This is a genomic window from Streptomyces sp. NPDC002886, from assembly GCF_042888445.1.
GTDB lineage: Bacteria > Actinomycetota > Actinomycetes > Streptomycetales > Streptomycetaceae > Streptomyces.
In genome coordinates this window covers 172,849-190,940 of the sequence record NZ_JBIAPV010000005.1, presented here as the reverse complement: position 1 = coordinate 190,940, position 18,092 = coordinate 172,849, and the positions used below count along the sequence as shown (strand labels likewise).

Below are 18,092 nucleotides of genomic sequence, written 5' to 3'. Positions count from 1 at the left end.
GCATGTCGTACGGCTCCTCAGCGGATCAGTGGATCGGGAGGGTGACGGTGACAGTGGTACCGGCCGAGGCGGCGCTGTCGACCGTCGCCGTACCGCCCACCTCGGCCGCGCGAGCCAGCAGGCCCCGCAGGCCGTAGCCGGCGGCGGGGGCCGCCGGGTCGAAGCCCCGGCCGGTGTCCCGGACCGTGAGGGTCAGCTCGCACGCCCCGTAGACGAGGGAGACCGTGCAGCGGGCCCGCGGTCCGGCGTGCTTGGCGGCGTTGGACAGGGATTCCTGGCAGGACCGCAGGGCCACCACCTCCAGGACCGCCGCCAGCGGCCGGACCTCCCCGGTCACCGAGACCTCCGCCGGCGGATCCTGCCGGGCCGCGAGCCGCCGTACCGCGTCGGGCAGCGAGCCGCCGTCGAGGTCCGCGGGCGCGCCGCCCGCCACCAGGGCGCGGGCCTCGGCGAGGTTCTGCCGGGCGGTGGCCGCCATCAGCTCCAGGTGGCGCCGGGCCCCCTCCGGATCGGTGTCCAGCTCCGACTGCACGGCCTGGACGAGCATCAGCAGACTGGTGAAGCCCTGGGCGAGGGTGTCGTGGATCTCGCGGGACATGCGTTCCCTTTCCGCGTGGGCGCCGCGTTCGGCGGAGAGCCGGGCCACCTCCTCCCGGCTGGCGTCGAGCTCCGCGATGAGGGAGGCCCGGCCCTGGCTCTGCTCGATGATCCGGACGGTCCAGGCACCGAAGAAGGCGGAGAAGGAGAAGGTGGCGAACGCGCTGATCGCGCTCACGAGGACGTGGATGCCCTCCGGCCGCCAGAGCAGCGCCCAGCCGGCCACCGGCAGCAGCGACACCAGGGCCACCGCACCGATCGCGCGCCGCAGGGGCAGCAGCATGAAGCACTGCGGGGCGAGGGCGAAGGTGAGCAGTCGGGTTTCGCCCGCCAGGGAGGCGGCGGGCAGGAAGAGGACCAGCGCCACGCCCAGGTAGCGGGCGGACGAGCGCGGTTCGGCGCCGGGCACCTGAACGAGCAGCGGGCGTCCGGCGCCGAGGAACCAGGGGACCAGGAGGGCGAGCAGACCCACGGCGAGGACCCGGTACGGCAGCGCCGGGAAGTCCGCGCCGAGGACGAAGACCGCGGTGGCGACCCACACGACCGCGAAATAGAGGATCCACGGCCCGAACGCGCGGTCCCAGACGTGGGACTCGCGCGCTCCGGCCGCCGTGGCGAAGGCGGTCAGCCGTCGCGCCGGCTCTTCCACTTGAAGGTCAGCAGGCACAGCACCAGCCCCCCGAGCACCCAGGCGCCCAGCACCAGGGCGACCCGCCCATACTCCCAGCCGCCGGCCTGTTCGAGAATGGCCGCCGACTCCGGCAGGAAGACCCCGCGCAGCCCCTGGCACATCCACTTGAGCGGGAACAGCGCCCCGATGTTCAGCAGCCAGTCCGGGATCTGGTGGACCGGGATGAAGACACCCGAGATGAACTGCAGGATCAGGAACGGCAGGACCACGACCGAGCTGGCGCTCTTGCCGGACTTGGGCAGGCTGCTGATGGCGATGCCGAGCAGGGCGCAGCCGGCCAGGCCCAGGACGAAGATCCAGGCGAAGGTCAGCCATTTCGAGGCGGACGTCGGCAGATCGAGGTCGAACAGCGTGGAGCCGACCAGCAGCAGGATCGCGGTCTCGGCGAGGCCGGTGGCCAGCACCATCCACACCTTGCCGAGGAAGTACGCCGCCGGCGGCATCGGGGTCCCGCGCAGCCGGCGCAGCACCTTCTCGTCGCGTTCGACGGCGATCGAGATGCCGAGCGACTGGAAGCTGGTGGACATGATGCCCGCGGCGACCATGCCGGCCGCGTACATCTGGGAGGCGGTGACCCCGGTGCCCTCCATGCCCTCGCTGAAGATCGAGGCGAAGAGCGCGAGGAAGACGATGGGAAAGGCGAAGGTGAAGATCACCGCGTCGCGCTGGCGGGCGAACTGCCGGATCTCCAGCGCCCCGCGGCTCAAGCCGAGCGACCAGGCCCCGGGCAGCGCCCCGGCCCCGCCCGTGCCCCCGCCCGTGCCGGTACGCGTGCCCGCGCCCTTGTCCGTACCGGTCTGCGTGCTCATCGGGACTCCTCCTGCGGCGTCGTGTTCCGGTCGAGCGGGCCCGTGAGGCGCAGGTACACGTCCTCCAGGGTGGGGCGGGTGATCCTCAGGTCCGGGACCTCGCCGTCGAAGCGGGCCGCCAGCTCGGCGACCGTACGGGTGGGCGTCTCGGTGGAGACGCCGCGCGTACTGCCGTCCCGGTCGGTCCACTCGACGGTGGCGCCGGTCCCGTGGCGGGCGCGCAGCGCGGCCGGCTCGCCCTCGGCCACGACCTTGCCGCGGGCGATCACCGCGAGCCGGTCGGCGAGGGCCTCGGCCTCCTCCAGGTAGTGGGTGGTGAGCACGATGGTGGTGCCCGAGTCGGACAGCAGCCGGATCAGGTCCCAGAACTGCCGCCGTGCCACCGGATCGAAGCCGGTCGTGGGCTCGTCCAGGAGCAGCAGTTCGGGGTCGCCGATCACCCCGAGCGCCACGTCGAGGCGGCGCCGCTGTCCGCCGGAGAGGCTCTTGATCCGGTGGCCGCGCTTCTCCTCCAGGCCGACCAAGGCGATCACCTCGGCCGGATCGCGCGGGGCCGGGTAGTAGCGGGCGAAGTGCTCGACCGTCTCCCGGACCGTCAGTTCGGCGGGCGCCGACTCGTCCTGCCAGACGATGCCGACGCGGGAGCGCCAGGCCCGGCCGGCGGTCGCGGGGTCCGCGCCGAGGACGAGCACCTCGCCGCCGTCCCGCTCCCGGTGCCCCTGGAGTATTTCCACCGTGGTGCTCTTGCCGGCGCCGTTGGGCCCCAGGAGGCCGAAGACCTCGCCGCGCCGGATCGTCAGGTCCAGTCCGTCCACCGCGGTGACTTCGCCGTACTGCTTGCGGAGCCCCCGTACTTCCACCGCGTTCTGTGTCATGGCTCCCATGGTGGAGCGGAAGCCCGGCCACCGGTCCCCCCGTGCGTACCTCCTCCTGTCCGTCGAACGGTGGACAGCGCGGTCGGGTACGGCACAATGGCCGGGGCTTGTTGACCTTGCAGATGTGGAGCGGGCCGGATGACGACACGAGGGACCGACACGGACACCGCCGGGACGCGGACGGCCGTCGGCGGCAGCCGGGCGCTCGCCCTGCTGCTGGTGATCACGGGAGCCGCGGGGCTGCTCGCCGCCTGGGTGATCACGATCGACAAGTTCAAGCTGCTGGAGGACCCGGACTTCGTACCGGGCTGCAGCCTCAACCCGATCGTCTCCTGCGGCAACATCATGAAGAGCGACCAGGCGGCCGTCTTCGGCTTCCCGAACCCGATGCTGGGGCTGGTCGCCTACGGCATGGTCGTCTGCGTCGGCATGAGCCTGCTCGCACGGGCGCGCTTCCCGCGCTGGTACTGGCTCACCCTGAACGCCGGGATGCTCTTCGGCATCGGCTTCTGCACCTGGCTGATGTACCAGTCGCTCTACACCATCAACTCCCTGTGCCTGTGGTGCTGCCTGGCCTGGGTCGCCACCATCGTCATGTTCTGGTACGTCACCTCGCACAACGTGCGCAACCGCCTGCTGCCGGCCCCCGGCTGGCTGCGCGCCTTCTTCGACGAGTTCACCTGGGTGCTGCCCGTCCTGCACATCGGGATCATCGGCATGCTGATCCTGACCCGCTGGTGGGACTTCTGGACCTCCTGATCCCGCCCGGCCGGGCGGGCGGGAGTGTCGGTGGCCTCGCATAGGCTTCCGGTGTGGAACCAGATCTCTTCACCGCCGCCGCCGAAGACCGCCAGGCGAAGGACCCCTCCAGTTCTCCGCTCGCCGTCCGGATGCGCCCGCGCACCCTGGACGAGGTCGTCGGTCAGCAGCACCTGCTGAAGCCCGGCTCCCCGCTGCGCCGGCTCGTCGGGGACGGTGCGGGCGGTCCCGCCGGTGCCTCCTCGGTGATCCTCTGGGGCCCGCCCGGCATCGGGAAGACCACGCTCGCGTACGTGGTGAGCCAGGCGACGAAGAAGCGGTTCGTCGAGCTGTCCGCGATCACCGCCGGCGTGAAGGAAGTAAGGGCCGTCATCGAGGGCGCCAAGCGGGCGGCCGGCGGGTACGGCAAGGACACCGTCCTCTTCCTCGACGAGATCCACCGCTTCAGCAAGGCGCAGCAGGACTCGCTGCTGCCCGCCGTGGAGAACCGCTGGGTCACGCTGATCGCCGCGACCACGGAGAACCCGTACTTCTCGATCATCTCCCCGCTGCTGTCGCGCTCGCTGCTGCTGACGCTGGAACCGCTGACGGACGAGGACCTGAGCGCCCTGATGCACCGGGCGCTGACGGAGGAGCGCGGCCTCGGCGGCGCGGTCACCCTGCCGGCGGACGCGGAGGCGCACCTGCTGCGGATCGCCGGCGGGGACGCGCGGCGCGCGCTGACGGCCCTCGAAGCGGGCGCGGGCTCGGCGATCGCCAAGGGCGAGGCGGAGATCAGCCTCCAGACGGTGGAGGAGGCCGTCGACCGGGCCGCGGTCAAGTACGACCGGGACGGCGACCAGCACTACGACGTGGCGAGCGCGCTGATCAAGTCGATCCGGGGCTCGGACGTGGACGCGGCGCTGCACTACCTGGCCCGCATGATCGAAGCGGGGGAGGACCCCCGGTTCATCGCGCGCCGGCTGATGATCTCGGCGAGCGAGGACATCGGCCTGGCCGACCCGACGGCCCTGCCGCTCGCGGTGGCGGCCGCCCAGGCGGTGGCGATGATCGGTTTCCCGGAGGCCTCGCTCACGCTGTCGCACGTGACGATCGCGCTGGCGCTGGCCCCCAAGTCCAACACCGCGACGACGGCGATCGGCGCGGCGCTGGCCGACGTCCGGGCGGGCCTGGCGGGTACCGTCCCGGCGCACCTCCGGGACGGCCACTACAAGGGGGCGGCGAAGCTGGGGCACGCGGTGGGGTACGTGTACCCGCACGACGTGCCGGGAGCGATCGCCGCGCAGCAGTACGCGCCGGACGAGGTGCACGGCAAGCGGTACTACGAGCCGACCCGGTACGGGGCCGAAGCCCGCTACGCGGACGTGGTGGAAAAGGTCCGCGAGCGGCTCCGGGGCGCGGGTTCCTGACCTACGGCGCCGTTCCCGGGGCGCCGGCGACGGCCGGCAGGTGACCGCCGGGGGACGGGCGAAGGGCGGGTGGGGGACTTCTGCCCCGCCGAGCGGCCTCGTGTTGGCCGCGCGGGGCGGAGAGCCGGGGCCTAGGATCCGTTGCATGGGACGTCCCGCTCCGCTCATCGCCGTCGCAGCCGCGCTGCTGCTCAGCGGGTGTCACCACGGGGACGCCGAGACCGCTCACGCCAGCGCCGCCGCACTCGTCGCCCAGGTCCCCCTCGCGAGCGCCGGGTTCCCGCCGGCCGCCCCCGTCGCCAAGGCCGAGCTGGGCAGGCTCAAGGTCGAGTGGGGCAAGAACTGGGAGACGTACAAGCGCGAGAACTTCGGCAAGTACTGGTCCGACGAGACCGACGCCATCGGCGGTCGCAACGGGTGCGACACCCGCGACGACGTCCTGCGCAGGGACCTCCGGGAGCTCCGCGAGGGCGACAGGAACCCCTGCGTCGTCCTCTCCGGAGTGCTGAAGGACCCGTACACGGGGAAGGAGCTCCCCTATACCTACCGCCGCGCCTCGCAGATCCAGACCGACCACGTCGTCGCACTCGGCGCCGCCTGGCGCGGGGGCGCGTACGCCTGGACCCCGCAGCGGCGCCTGGAGTACGCCAACGACCTGGACGTGCTGCTGGCCGTGGACAAGCAGACGAACTACGACAAGAGCAGCAAGACCGCGGACAAGTGGAAGCCGCCCCAGCGGGGCTACTGGTGCGAGTACGCGCGGCGGTACACCGGGATCAAGGCGAAGTACGGGCTCTCCGTGACCCCGCCGGAGAAGCAGGCGCTGCAGGAGATGCTCGGCACCTGCCCCTGAGCGTCTAGCCGGCGAAGAGCGTGCTCATCGCCCGGCGCAGGCCGCAGACGTCCGTCACCGGCTCCGGGAAGTCGAAGCGGGCGTCGAAGGCGGTGGCGCCGCGGAGGAAGCGCACCCGCAGGCCCAGCCGGTCCAGCGCGAGGGGGACCGCCGTCAGGTCCGCCGTCTCCCGGGCGCCCAGCAGGCCGCACAGGTCACCCATCCGGTCGCCGTGCGAGGAGGCCAGGTGCTGGAGGAGCTCCGTCTCGTGGGCCACCATCGGGTCGGGCTCGGCCGCCGCCAGCAGGTCCGGGTCCACGTGCTCGGCGCCCCACAGGTCGTCCACCGAGATCTCGCCGACCTCCAGTCGCAGCAGCATCCACGCGGGCCGGCCGGCGGACGGGGCGTCGAGCGATTCGGACAGTCCGAGGAGCTCGCCGACCGGGTGGCGCTCGGCGAGGAGCGCCGCGCAGGCCGCCCGTTCGTCGGCCCCGCGCACCGGGGTGAGCCACCCGGCGAGCCAGGCGCGGCCTCGGATACGATGGGGCACGGACACCGGCGCCACATCCGTGATCTCGATCACGGCGGTGAGGTCGTCGTCCTGGGCGTGAGCGGCTGCCCTGGCAGCCGCGGATTCCCCTGATACCAGGAGAATCACGTCCCCGTCCGGGGTGACGGTCCGTGCGGCCGGCATCCCTGTCCCGAGCTCCTCCCGGTCATAAGCACCCGGGAGCGTGAGGGATACTGAGGCGTTGGACTCTACGAGGGTTCGTACGCGTTCGGCTCCGGTGAGCTGCCGAACGCCTTCCCTGGGACGCGGCTGACCTTGCCTATCGTCGCCGAAAGCAGATCCTGTTTCGTTTGGATCTGAACTTCGGTGCGCACTGGGCAGGGGGATCCCATGTGGTCGAGACATTACGTCCTCCTCGCTAAGGTAAGCCTCACCTAACTTACATGGAGGTAGGTTCCACGTGAACCAGAAGCGACCCAAGGTCAAGAAGTCGCGTGCCCTCGGCATTGCGCTGACCCCGAAGGCCGTCAAGTACTTCGAGGCCCGCCCCTACCCGCCGGGCGAGCACGGCCGTGGCCGCAAGCAGAACTCGGACTACAAGGTTCGTCTGCTGGAGAAGCAGCGTCTGCGCGCTCAGTACGACATCTCTGAGCGTCAGATGGCCCGCGCGTACGACCGCGCCAAGAAGGCCGAAGGCAAGACGGGCGAGGCGCTGGTCGTCGAGCTCGAGCGTCGCCTCGACGCCCTGGTCCTGCGTTCGGGCATCGCCCGCACCATCTACCAGGCTCGCCAGATGGTCGTTCACGGCCACATCGAGGTCAACGGCGACAAGGTCGACAAGCCGTCGTTCCGCGTCCGTCCGGACGACGTCATCACGGTGCGCGAGCGCAGCCGCGAGAAGGTTCCGTTCCAGGTTGCCCGTGAGGGTGGCTACGCAGGCGAGGGCGAAACCCCGCGTTACCTGCAGGTCAACCTGAAGGCCCTGGCCTTCCGCCTGGACCGCGACCCGAACCGCAAGGAAATCCCGGTCATCTGCGACGAGCAGCTCGTCGTCGAGTACTACGCCCGCTGATCCAGTACCAGCGGACGTAGCCCTCACAGGCTGGTTCAGCCCGCCGGTTCCCCTTCGGGGGAGCCGGCGGGTTTCCTGCTTTTCGCCCCCGCCGCACCCGGGTGAGCCATCGGCCGCTCGGCGCGCTCGATCCGCTCCGCGGCGCCGCGCGGCCTCGGCAGCGGGCCCGCCGGCACGGGCGCCGGCTCCGGTCCCCGCAGGGCGCGCTCGACCAGGGCGTCCAGCGGCAGGGTCCGGCCGTGCCGGGCGCAGGACGCGTACCGCTCGGCGCCCAGGAGTTCGCCCGCCCGCTCCTGGCACATCAGCCGCGGGGCGTTGAAGTACCCCGAGCCGAACAGCCGCATCCCCACCCCGTCCCACAGGGGCTCCGCCGCGCCCTGCAGGACCGCGGCCTCCGAAGGATGCCCCTCGGCCACCGTGACCAGCGCCAGCAGCTCCACCGCCAGCACCAGCCCCACCAGGTCGCGGAACCTGTGGTTGATGGCCACGCACTCGGCCAGCAGCCGCCGCGCCTCGGCCGTGCCCCCGGCGTCCAGCGCCGCGTACGCCAGGACGTAGAGGGCGTACGCCTTCGTCCAGCGCTCCCCGCGCTCCTCGCAGATGTCGCGGACCTCCCGGCACAGGGAGAGCGCGCCCGCCAGCTCACCCTGGAAGGCCAGCGCCATCGCCAGCTCCACCTGGCACATCAGGACGTTGCTGTTGAGCTCCCCGGCCTCCCGGTAGCGCTCCAGCGCCGAGCCCAGCAGTTCCCCGGCCCGGCCCATGTCGTCCGAGACCAGGGCCAGGCAGCCCATCCGGTGCACGGCGTACGCTCCCGCCACCGGGTTCTCGCTGCGCGCGGCCCCGTCCCGGCACTCGTACAGCGCGCTCATCGAGGCCACCGAGTCGCCCTGCAGGGCCGCGACGTACCCGAGCACCCACAGCGCCTTCAGCCGGGAGCTCTCGTACTCCACCCCCGGCGAGCCGATGAGCCCGAAGTCGCCCTCCAGGGTCCGGTCCAGCCAGTGCCGCCCCTCGGTGAGCCGGCCGCAGCCGGCCCAGAAGAACCACAGGGTGCCCGCCAGGTACTGGCCGAGGTGGGTCTCCTCCGGCTCGTCCAGGCAGCACTCCAGCGCGAGCCGCAGGTTCGGCAGCTCCGCCTCCACCAGCGCGGCCACCTCCTCCTGGCGCGGGCTGAACCAGTCCAGCTCGCACCAGGTCGCCAGGCCCATGTACCAGTCCCGGTGCCGGCGCCGCAGCCGCCGGGCGTCACCCAGCGACTCCAGCCAGCCCGCCCCGTAGATCCGTACGCTCTCCAGCATCCGGTACCGGACCCCGGCCGCCGTCTCCTCCCGGACCAGCAGGGACTGCCCCAGCAGCTCCCCGACCAGGTCCAGCACCGAGTCCACCGGCAGGTCCGGGCCCGCGCACACGTACTCGGCGGCGTCCAGGTCGAACTGCCCGGCGAACACCGAGAGCCGCGCCCACAGCAGCCGCTCCCCGGTCGTGCACAGCTCGTGGCTCCAGCCGATCGCCGTGCGCAACGCCCGGTGCCGGGGCAGCGCCCCGCGCGAGCCGCCCGTCAGCAGGGCGAAGCGGTCCTCCAGCCGGGACAGCATCTGCTCCGGCGACAGCGTGCGCAGCCGGCCCGCCGCCAGCTCCAGCGCCAGCGGCAGGCCGTCGAGGCGGGCGCACAGCTCGGCCAGCACCGCCCGGTTGGGCTCCGTCAGGGTGAAGGCCGGATCGGCCGCGGCGGTCCGCTCGATCAGCAGCGCCAGGGCCTCTTCCGGATCCAGCGGCGCCAGCGGCCAGGACAGCTCCCCGTCGAGGGTCAGCGGGCGCCGGCCGGCGGCGAGCACGCGCAGGCCGGGGGACCGGCGCAGGAGGTCCCGTACCAGGTCGGCGGTCTCGTCGACCAGCTGCTCGAAGCCGTCCAGGACCAGCAGCAGCCGCCGCTCGGCCAGGTGTTCGGCGAGGACCGTGCGGAGCGGCCGGGTGGTGTGGTCGGTCAGCCCGAGCGCCTCGGCGAGCGTCAGCTCCAGCAGCGCCGGATCCCGTACGGAGGCCAGCTCGGCGAGCCACACCCCGTCGCAGTAGCGTTCCTGCGCCACCTCGGAGGCCCCGCCCGCACCGACCGGACCGGCAGCGGCGTCGGCCGCCGCCCGGGCCGCCGCCAGGACCAGGCGGGTCTTGCCCACGCCGCCCGCGCCGGTCACCGTGACCAGCCGCGACGCGTCCAGCAGACGTTCCAGCTCGGAAAGCTCTCCGCCCCGCCCGACAAAGCCGCTCAGGTCCGAGGGAAGGTTGCCCGGCGTCCTTCGTGGAATGGGTCCTTGTCGCATGGGACACGGAGCGTACTGGTCCGCATGCGCTGCGTACAAGGCGGGTCCGATCCGGCCCGTCGGCGCGCGCGCCGCCCGGGAATTCCGGTACTGCGGCGGATCTCCGGCGCGATAGGGTCGGAGGACGACTTTTTCGTTTGGTGATCAATCTGTAGAGAGCGGTGTGAACGTGTCCGGTGGAGAGGTGGCCGGGATCCTCGTGGCCGTCTTCTGGGCCATTCTGGTCTCCTTCCTCGCCGTGGTGCTGGTGAGGCTGGCCCAGGTGCTCAGGGCGACCACCAAGCTGGTGGCCGACGTGACCGAGCAGGCCGTCCCGCTGCTCGCGGAGGCCTCCACCACCGTCCGCTCCGCCCGCACCCAGCTCGACCGGGTCGACGCCATCGCGAGCGACGTACAGGAAGTCACCTCCAACGCCTCCGCGCTGTCCTCCACCGTGGCCTCCACCTTCGGCGGCCCGCTCGTCAAGGTCGCGGCCTTCGGCTACGGCGTCCGCAAGGCGCTGGGCAAGGGCGGCGCGAGCGCGCAGGACGCGCCGGGCAAGACCTCCCGGCGGACCGTGATCGTCGGCCGTACGGTGCCGTCGGCCCGGCGCCGGAAGCAGAAGGGCTGAGATCTCCGATGTTCCGCCGAGCCTTCTGGTTCACCGCCGGCGCGGCCGCCGGCGTGTGGGCCACCACCAAGGTCAACCGGCAGCTCAAGAAGCTGACGCCGGAGAGCCTCGCCGCGCAGGCAGCCGACAAGGCGATCGAGGCGGGCCACCGCCTCAAGGACTTCGCCCTCGACGTCAAGTCGGGGATGTCGCAGCGCGAGGACGAGCTGAACGACGCACTGGGACTCCACCAGGATCCCGAACTGCCCGCCAACGTCACCGCCCTTCCCGGGCCGCGGCGGCTGCAGGCCATCGAGCACGACCAGACCAAGAACCGTTTTTTGAAGGTTACGTACAACCGGAATGAGGACCACTGATGGAGTCGGCTGAAATCCGCCGCCGCTGGCTGAGCTTCTTCGAGGAGCGCGGTCACACCGTTGTCCCTTCGGCGTCGCTCATCGCGGACGACCCGACTCTGCTGCTGGTGCCCGCGGGCATGGTGCCGTTCAAGCCGTACTTCCTCGGCGAGGTCAAGCCGCCGGCGTCCACGCTCACCAGCGTGCAGAAGTGCGTCCGTACGCCGGACATCGAAGAGGTCGGCAAGACCACCCGCCACGGCACGTTCTTCCAGATGTGCGGCAACTTCTCCTTCGGGGACTACTTCAAGGAAGGCGCCATCAAGTACGCCTGGGAGCTGCTCACCAGCTCCGTGGCGGACGGTGGCTACGGCCTGGAGCCCGAGAAGCTCTGGATCACGGTCTACCTCGACGACGACGAGGCCGAGGCCATCTGGCGCGACAAGGTCGGCGTCCCGCAGGAGCGCATCCAGCGCCTGGGCAAGAAGGACAACTTCTGGTCCATGGGCGTCCCGGGCCCCTGTGGTCCCTGCTCGGAGATCAACTACGACCGCGGCCCCGAGTTCGGCGTCGAGGGCGGCCCCGCCGTCAACGACGAGCGCTACGTGGAGATCTGGAACCTGGTCTTCATGCAGTACGAGCGCGGCGCCGGCGACGGGAAGGAAGACTTCCCGATCCTCGGTGACCTGCCGTCGAAGAACATCGACACCGGTCTCGGCCTCGAGCGCCTCGCCATGATCCTGCAGGGCGTACAGAACATGTACGAGACCGACACCCTGCGCGTGGTCATGGACAAGGCCACCGAGCTGACCGGCGTGCAGTACGGCGCCGCCCAGGGCACGGACGTCTCCCTGCGCGTGGTCGCCGACCACATCCGCACCTCCGCCATGCTTATCGGCGACGGCGTCACCCCCGGCAACGAGGGCCGCGGCTACGTGCTGCGCCGCATCATGCGCCGCGCCATCCGCAACATGCGCCTCATGGGCGCCACCGGCCCGGTCGTCCAGGACCTGGTCAACGTGGTCATCGAGACCATGGGGCAGCAGTACCCGGAGCTCGTGACCGACCGCAAGCGCATCGAGACCGTCGCGCTCGCCGAAGAGGCCGCCTTCCTCAAGGCCATCAAGGGCGGCACGAACATCCTCGACACCGCCGTGACCGAGACCAAGGCCGCCGGCGGCACGGTCCTGGCCGGCGACAAGGCGTTCCTGCTCCACGACACCTGGGGCTTCCCGATCGACCTCACCCTGGAGATGGCCGCCGAGCAGGGCCTCGCCGTGGACGAGCCCGGCTTCCGCCGCCTGATGCAGGAGCAGCGCGACCGCGCCAAGGCCGACGCCAAGGCCAAGAAGACCGGCCACGCGGACATGTCCGCCTACCGGGAGATCGCCGACGGCTCCGGCGCCACCGAGTTCACCGGCTACGCCACCAACCAGGGCGAGTCCACCATCGTCGGCCTGCTGGTCAACGGCGTCTCCGCGCCCGCCGCCTCCGAGGGCGACGAGGTCGAGGTCGTCCTGGACCGCACCCCCTTCTACGCCGAGGGCGGCGGCCAGCTCGCCGACCAGGGCCGCATCAAGCTCGACTCGGGCGCCGTCATCGTCGTCCGCGACGTGCAGCAGCCGGTCCCGGGCGTCTCCGTGCACAAGGGCTCCGTCCAGGTCGGCGAGGTGACGGTGGGCGCCTCCGCGTACGCCGCCATCGACATCCAGCGCCGCCGGGCCATCGCCCGCGCCCACTCGGCCACGCACCTGACCCACCAGGCCCTGCGCGACGCGCTCGGCCCGACGGCCGCCCAGGCCGGTTCCGAGAACTCGCCCGGCCGCTTCCGCTTCGACTTCGGCTCGCCGAACGCCGTGCCCGGCTCGGTCCTCACCGACGTAGAGCACAAGATCAACGACGTGCTCTCCCGCGAGCTCGAGGTCACCGCCGAGATCATGAGCATCGACGAGGCCAAGAAGCAGGGCGCCATCGCCGAGTTCGGCGAGAAGTACGGCGAGCGCGTGCGCGTCGTGACCATCGGCGACTTCTCCAAGGAGCTGTGCGGCGGCACGCACGTCGGCAACACCGCCCAGCTGGGCCTGGTGAAGCTGCTCGGCGAGTCCTCCATCGGCTCCGGCGTGCGCCGCGTCGAGGCCCTCGTCGGCGTGGACGCCTACAACTTCCTCGCCAAGGAGCACACGGTCGTCGCCCAGCTCCAGGAGCTGGTCAAGGGCCGTGCCGAGGAGCTCCCCGAGAAGATCGCCTCCATGCTCGGCAAGCTGAAGGACGCCGAGAAGGAGATCGAGAAGTTCCGCGCGGAGAAGGTCCTCCAGGCCGCCGCCGGTCTCGCCGCGGGCGCCCAGGACATCAAGGGCGTGGCCCTCGTCGTGGGCACCGTCCCGGACGGCACCGGCGCCGACGACCTGCGCAAGCTGGTCCTCGACGTCCGTGGTCGCATCCCCGGTGACCGCCCGGCCGTCGTCGCCCTGTTCACCACGGCGAACGACCGCCCGCTGACCGTCATCGCCACCAACGAGGCCGCCCGCGAGCGCGGTCTCAAGGCCGGCGACCTGGTCCGTACGGCCGCCAAGACCCTCGGCGGCGGCGGTGGCGGCAAGCCGGACGTGGCCCAGGGCGGTGGCCAGAACCCGGCCGCCATCCCCGAGGCCATCGCCGCGGTCGAGCGCCTCGTCGTAGAGACGGCCTGAAGATGACACTGCGCCGCGGCCGCCGTCTGGCCATCGATGTCGGTGACGCCCGGATCGGGGTCGCCTCGTGCGACCCCGACGGGGTGCTGGCCACACCGGTGGAAACCGTTCCGGGCCGGGACATCCCCTTCGCCCACCGGCGGCTGCGGCAGCTCGTCGCGGAGTACGAGCCCATCGAGGTGGTGGTCGGTCTGCCCCGCTCGCTCAGCGGGCGGGAAGGGCCGGCCGCGGCCAAGTGCCGCGCCTTCGCCACGGAACTCGCGAAGGGCATCAAGCCCGTGACGGTGCGTCTGGTGGACGAGCGGATGACCACGGTCACCGCCGCCCAGGGCCTGCGGGCCTCGGGGAAGAACGCCAAGAAGAGCCGGTCGGTCATCGACCAGGCAGCCGCAGTGGTGATCCTTCAGAACGCTCTGGAGACCGAACGGGTATCAGGTAATCCGCCCGGTGAGTGCGTCGAAGTGGTTGTCTGATCGCGATACGGTAACGTTCCGCGCGATGTGACGGCATTCGAACAGCCGTCGCCCATCAGAAGAGGCGGAACCGTGAGTCGCGTCAGACGGAGTCGCGGCCAACGCCCTGCGGCGCGCTAGGGGATCGATGACTGAGTATGGCCGGGGCCCTGGCCCCGAACCGTGGCACCCCGAGGACCCGCAGTACGGGGACCAGGGGTGGACCGGGCACGAGGCCCAGCAGGGTCAGATGCCCTATGTCGCAGGCCCGCAGCAGTACCAGCAGGAGCCTCAGCCCCAGCAGGCCTACTACCCGCAGCAGCAGGGCCAGTACCCCCAGGCCCAGCAGATGCAGTACCAGCAGCAACAGCAGCAGCAGGCGCCGTATCCCCAGCACCCGCAGCAGCAACAGCAGTACCCGCAGCACCCCCAGTACGCGCAGAACCCGCAGGAGCAGCAACAGCAGCAGCAACACCAGGAGACGTACGGGGGTCAGGGCGGCGGCCAGGTCTGGGACACCGGGCAGGGTCAGTACGCCGCGGTCCCGCAGGCCGCCGATCCCTACGCGGGCGCGGATCCGTACGCGCAGCAGCAGTCGAGCGGCTACCCCGGCGAGGCCCCCGACCTCTACGGCACGCCCGAGGCCTTCCCGCCGCCGCGGCCCCCGGGCATGCGGCACCTGCAGACCGAGGAGCCCTGGCAGGAAGAAGAGGACGCCGCGGCGGACTCCTTCCTCGCGGGCGGCGGGGACGACGGTGACGGCGACGACGGTGACGACGGCGGGCGCGGCGGCCGCCGGTCGGGCCGCTCCGGCGGCAAACCGAAGAAGCGCAGCGGCATGGCCTGCCTCATCGCGGCCGTGGTCATCGTCGGCGTGCTCGGCGGTGGCGGCTACTACGGCTACGACTACCTCAAGGGCAAGTTCGGCGCGGCCGAGGACTTCGCGGGCGAAGGCATCGACGAGACCGTCGACGTGGAGATCCCCAAGGGCGCGGGCCTGGGCCAGATGGGCCGCATCCTGAAGGAAGCGGGCGTGGTCAAGAGCGCCCAGGCCTTCGTGGACGCCGCGGGCAACAACCCCAAGGGCCAGTCGATCCAGCCCGGCATCTATCCGCTCAAGAAGAAGATGTCGGCCGCGGCCGCGGTCTCGGTCATGACCGACCCCTCCAAGCTGCACGTGCTCACCATCTCCGAGGGCATGCGCAACAGCACGGTCTACGACGCGATCGACAAGAAGCTCGAGAAGCCGCCCGGCACCACCAAGGACATCGCCCTCAAGCAGGCCAAGAGCCTCGGTCTGCCGGCGTGGGCGAACAACGACAAGAACATCATCGATCCCCTCGAGGGCTTCCTCTACCCGATGCGCTACGACCTGAGCAAGGACAGCACCCCCGAGTCCCTGCTCAAGCAGATGGTCAAGAACGCGACGGACAAGTACACGGAGCTCGGGGTCGAGGGCAAGGCCAAGGAACTGGGCCTGAGCAACCCGCTCCAGGTGATCACGGTCGCCAGTCTCGTCAACGCCGAGGGCAAGAACCACGACGACTTCCGGAAGATGTCGGAGGTGGTCTACAACCGCCTCAAGAAGACCAACGACGTCACCAACCAGAAGATCGAGTTCGACTCGACGTACAACTACGTCAAGAACCAGAGCGAGATCAACTTCAATCTCACGGAGGCCAAGGCCTTCGTGAACCCGTACAACACGCACAACGTCAAGGGGCTGCCGCCCGGCCCGATCGGGAACCCCGGTCTGGACGCGCTGACCGCTACGCTCAGCCCGGACCACGGAGGCTGGATGTTCTTCGTGTCGGTCGACGGCAACACGACGACCTTCACCAAGACGTACGACGAGCACCTCAAGCTCGTCGCCGAGTTCCAGGAACGGCAGAAGCAGAAGAACGGCGGGTAGCAGGACATGTCACGGATACGGGCCGCGGTGCTGGGTTCTCCCATCGAGCACTCCCTCTCACCGGTGCTGCACCGCGCCGCGTACCAGGAGCTCGGCCTCGGGGACCGGTCGTACGACCGCTTCGAGATCGACGAGGCCGCGCTCCCCGGCTTCATGGCACGGCTCGGCCCCGAGTGGGCCGGGCTGTCGCTGACCATGCCGCTCAAGCGGGCGGTCATCCCGCTGCTCGACGAGATCAGCGACACGGCCGCCTCCGTGGAGACGGTCAACACGGTCGTCTTCACCGAGGACGGCCGCAGGGTCGGGGACAACACCGACATCCCCGGCCTGCTCGCCGCACTGGGCGAGCAGGGCGTGCAGAAGGTGGAGTCCGCCGCCGTCCTCGGCGCGGGCGCCACCGCCTCCTCGGCGCTCGCCGCGCTGGCCCGGATCTGCACCGGCGAGGTGACCGCGTACGTACGCTCCGAGGCCCGGGCCGCGGAGATGCGCGCGTGGGGCGAGCGGCTCGGCGTGGACGTCCGGACGGCCGACTGGTCGCGGGCGGCCGAGGCGCTGGACGCGCCGCTGGTCATCGCCACCACCCCGGCCGGCGCCACGGACGAGCTGGCCGCCTCCGTGCCCGCCGCTCCGGGCACCCTCTTCGACGTCCTGTACGACCCCTGGCCCACGCCCCTGGCCGCGGCCTGGACGCACCGCGGCGGCAAGCTCCTCGGCGGCCTCGACCTCTTGGTCCACCAGGCGGTCCTCCAGGTCGAGCTGATGACGGGCTGCCCCACCGCTCCGCTTGCGGCCATGCGCGCCGCGGGCGAGGCGGCGCTGCGGGCCCGCCACTGAGCGGAAGCGGAATGCTTCCTAGATCCACATGTCGCCCCGGGCCTAGGTGCGCCGCCGTCCGATAGCTGGACCGGAGGGCGGTGTACGGGCCCGGACATGGGAGGATCGGGGCAAGGCGGGTCAGGGCCGCGCACCCGATCGCGCCATCGATGAATCAGGCGCGAGCACGAGGAGCATCGTTGAGCAGGTTGCGTTGGCTGACGGCCGGAGAATCCCACGGCCCGGCTCTGGTGGCGACGCTGGAGGGGCTTCCCGCCGGCGTTCCGGTCACCACGGAGCTGGTGGCCGAACACCTGGCCCGGCGCCGGCTCGGCTACGGCCGTGGTGCCCGGATGAAGTTCGAGCAGGACGAGATCACCTTCCTCGGCGGTGTCCGGCACGGTCTGTCGCAGGGCTCCCCGGTCGCCGTGATGATCGGCAACACCGAGTGGCCCAAGTGGGAGACCGTCATGTCGGCCGACCCGGTCGACCCCTCGCTGCTCAAGGAGACCGGCCGCAACGCGGCGCTGACCCGGCCGCGGCCGGGCCACGCCGACCTCGCCGGCATGCAGAAGTACGGCTTCTCCGAGGCCCGGCCGATCCTGGAGCGCGCCAGCGCCCGTGAGACCGCCGCCCGGGTCGCCCTCGGCGCCATCGCCCGGTCCTTCATCAAGGAGGTCGCGGGCATCGAGATCGTCTCCCACGTCGTGGAGCTGGCGGCCGCGAAGGCCCCGTACGGCGTCTACCCGACCCCCGCCGACGTCGAGAAGCTCGACGCCGACCCGGTGCGCTGCCTCGACGCCGACGCGTCGAAGCAGATGGTCGCGGAGATCGACCAGGCCCACAAGGACGGCGACACCCTCGGCGGCGTCGTCGAGGTCCTCGCCTACGGCGTGCCCGTCGGCCTCGGCTCGCACGTGCACTGGGACCGCCGCCTCGACGCGCGCCTCGCGGCCGCGCTCATGGGCATCCAGGCCATCAAGGGCGTCGAGGTCGGCGACGGCTTCGACCTGGCCCGCGTACCCGGCTCCCAGGCGCACGACGAGATCGTCTCCACCCCCGAGGGCCTCAAGCGCACCACCGGCCGCTCCGGCGGCACCGAGGGCGGTCTGACCACCGGCGAACTGCTGCGCGTCCGCGCCGCGATGAAGCCCATCGCCACCGTGCCGAAGGCCCTCGCCACCGTGGACGTCGCCACCGGCGAGGCCACCGTCGCGCACCACCAGCGCTCGGACGTCTGTGCGGTGCCCGCCGCGGGCATCGTCGCGGAGGCCATGGTCGCCCTGGTGCTGGCCGACGCCGTCGTGGAGAAGTTCGGCGGCGACTCCGTCCCCGAGACCCGCCGCAACGTGCGGTCGTACCTCGACAACCTGCAGATCCGGTGACCGGCGACCGTGCGACCGG

General features: G+C 71.4%; 16 protein-coding genes. 11 read left to right on the top strand and 5 right to left on the bottom strand.

The genetic code is table 11. From position 1 onward, the window contains the following. Nucleotides 1-25: 25 nt before the first annotated feature. From ACFYYB_RS24360 to ACFYYB_RS24350, 3 genes are read right to left on the bottom strand one after another with little or no spacing between them, the layout of a single operon-like run. A complete protein-coding gene (locus ACFYYB_RS24360; RefSeq protein WP_389437381.1) occupies nucleotides 26-1,264 on the bottom strand; it encodes a sensor histidine kinase in 1,239 nt (412 codons plus the stop codon). Continuing rightward, nucleotides 1,222-2,097: an ABC transporter permease gene (locus ACFYYB_RS24355; RefSeq protein WP_389437380.1), complete on the bottom strand. Its 876-nt coding sequence runs from the start codon at nucleotides 2,095-2,097 to the stop codon at nucleotides 1,222-1,224. Before ACFYYB_RS24355 ends, ACFYYB_RS24360 begins: the two co-directional genes overlap by 43 nt. Further along, the gene (locus ACFYYB_RS24350; protein ID WP_389437379.1) at nucleotides 2,094-2,972 is read right to left on the bottom strand and encodes an ABC transporter ATP-binding protein; all 879 of its coding nucleotides are present in this window, start codon (nucleotides 2,970-2,972) and stop codon (nucleotides 2,094-2,096) included. Before ACFYYB_RS24350 ends, ACFYYB_RS24355 begins: the two co-directional genes overlap by 4 nt. Nucleotides 2,973-3,110: 138 nt before the next feature. Between ACFYYB_RS24350 and ACFYYB_RS24345 the strand changes: the two genes are divergently transcribed. The 3 genes from ACFYYB_RS24345 (at nucleotide 3,111) to ACFYYB_RS24335 (ending at nucleotide 5,993) form a co-directional block, all read left to right on the top strand. After that, on the top strand, nucleotides 3,111-3,731 hold the full coding sequence (locus ACFYYB_RS24345) for a vitamin K epoxide reductase family protein (RefSeq protein WP_389437378.1): 621 nt from the start codon (nucleotides 3,111-3,113) through the stop codon (nucleotides 3,729-3,731). Nucleotides 3,732-3,784: 53 nt separating this feature from the next. Beyond that, nucleotides 3,785-5,140, top strand: coding sequence for a replication-associated recombination protein A (locus ACFYYB_RS24340; RefSeq protein ID WP_389437377.1), 1,356 nt, complete (start codon nucleotides 3,785-3,787; stop codon nucleotides 5,138-5,140). A 145-nt stretch (nucleotides 5,141-5,285) separates the two neighbouring features. Further along, on the top strand, nucleotides 5,286-5,993 hold the full coding sequence (locus ACFYYB_RS24335; protein WP_389437376.1) for an HNH endonuclease family protein: 708 nt from the start codon (nucleotides 5,286-5,288) through the stop codon (nucleotides 5,991-5,993). A gap of 4 nt (nucleotides 5,994-5,997) precedes the next feature. On the opposite strand, the gene ACFYYB_RS24330 is transcribed toward ACFYYB_RS24335, so the two are convergent. Next, complete coding sequence (locus ACFYYB_RS24330) at nucleotides 5,998-6,888, bottom strand: DUF2470 domain-containing protein (RefSeq protein ID WP_389437375.1); 891 nt, start codon at nucleotides 6,886-6,888, stop codon at nucleotides 5,998-6,000. A gap of 55 nt (nucleotides 6,889-6,943) precedes the next feature. Here ACFYYB_RS24330 and rpsD point away from each other — a divergent pair, with 55 nt between their 5' ends. Beyond that, nucleotides 6,944-7,555 (top strand): 30S ribosomal protein S4, encoded by a 612-nt coding sequence (gene rpsD / locus ACFYYB_RS24325; RefSeq protein WP_008740451.1) that lies wholly within the window; start codon nucleotides 6,944-6,946, stop codon nucleotides 7,553-7,555. A gap of 35 nt (nucleotides 7,556-7,590) precedes the next feature. On the opposite strand, the gene ACFYYB_RS24320 is transcribed toward rpsD, so the two are convergent. After that, nucleotides 7,591-9,876 (bottom strand): ATP-binding protein, encoded by a 2,286-nt coding sequence (locus ACFYYB_RS24320; RefSeq protein WP_389437374.1) that lies wholly within the window; start codon nucleotides 9,874-9,876, stop codon nucleotides 7,591-7,593. Nucleotides 9,877-10,045: 169 nt separating this feature from the next. On the opposite strand from ACFYYB_RS24320, the gene ACFYYB_RS24315 reads away from it, so the two are divergent. The 7 genes from ACFYYB_RS24315 to aroC all read left to right on the top strand — a co-directional run bounded on the left by ACFYYB_RS24315 (nucleotide 10,046) and on the right by aroC (nucleotide 18,073). Next, the gene (locus ACFYYB_RS24315; protein ID WP_327307698.1) at nucleotides 10,046-10,486 is read left to right on the top strand and encodes a DUF948 domain-containing protein; all 441 of its coding nucleotides are present in this window, start codon (nucleotides 10,046-10,048) and stop codon (nucleotides 10,484-10,486) included. Nucleotides 10,487-10,494: 8 nt separating this feature from the next. Next, nucleotides 10,495-10,842 (top strand): DUF6167 family protein, encoded by a 348-nt coding sequence (locus ACFYYB_RS24310; RefSeq protein ID WP_389437373.1) that lies wholly within the window; start codon nucleotides 10,495-10,497, stop codon nucleotides 10,840-10,842. Beyond that, on the top strand, nucleotides 10,842-13,511 hold the full coding sequence (alaS, locus tag ACFYYB_RS24305) for an alanine--tRNA ligase (protein WP_389437372.1): 2,670 nt from the start codon (nucleotides 10,842-10,844) through the stop codon (nucleotides 13,509-13,511). The genes ACFYYB_RS24310 and alaS overlap by 1 nt, the downstream gene beginning before the upstream one ends. Nucleotides 13,512-13,513: 2 nt before the next feature. Next, complete coding sequence (gene ruvX / locus ACFYYB_RS24300) at nucleotides 13,514-13,984, top strand: Holliday junction resolvase RuvX (protein WP_243334308.1); 471 nt, start codon at nucleotides 13,514-13,516, stop codon at nucleotides 13,982-13,984. A gap of 127 nt (nucleotides 13,985-14,111) precedes the next feature. Continuing rightward, entirely contained in the window at nucleotides 14,112-15,875 is a 1,764-nt protein-coding gene (gene mltG, locus ACFYYB_RS24295; protein WP_389437371.1) for an endolytic transglycosylase MltG, read from the top strand. A gap of 6 nt (nucleotides 15,876-15,881) precedes the next feature. After that, entirely contained in the window at nucleotides 15,882-16,709 is an 828-nt protein-coding gene (locus tag ACFYYB_RS24290; protein WP_389437370.1) for a shikimate dehydrogenase, read from the top strand. A gap of 179 nt (nucleotides 16,710-16,888) precedes the next feature. Continuing rightward, the gene (aroC, locus tag ACFYYB_RS24285; RefSeq protein WP_327307703.1) at nucleotides 16,889-18,073 is read left to right on the top strand and encodes a chorismate synthase; all 1,185 of its coding nucleotides are present in this window, start codon (nucleotides 16,889-16,891) and stop codon (nucleotides 18,071-18,073) included. Nucleotides 18,074-18,092 lie beyond the last annotated feature (19 nt).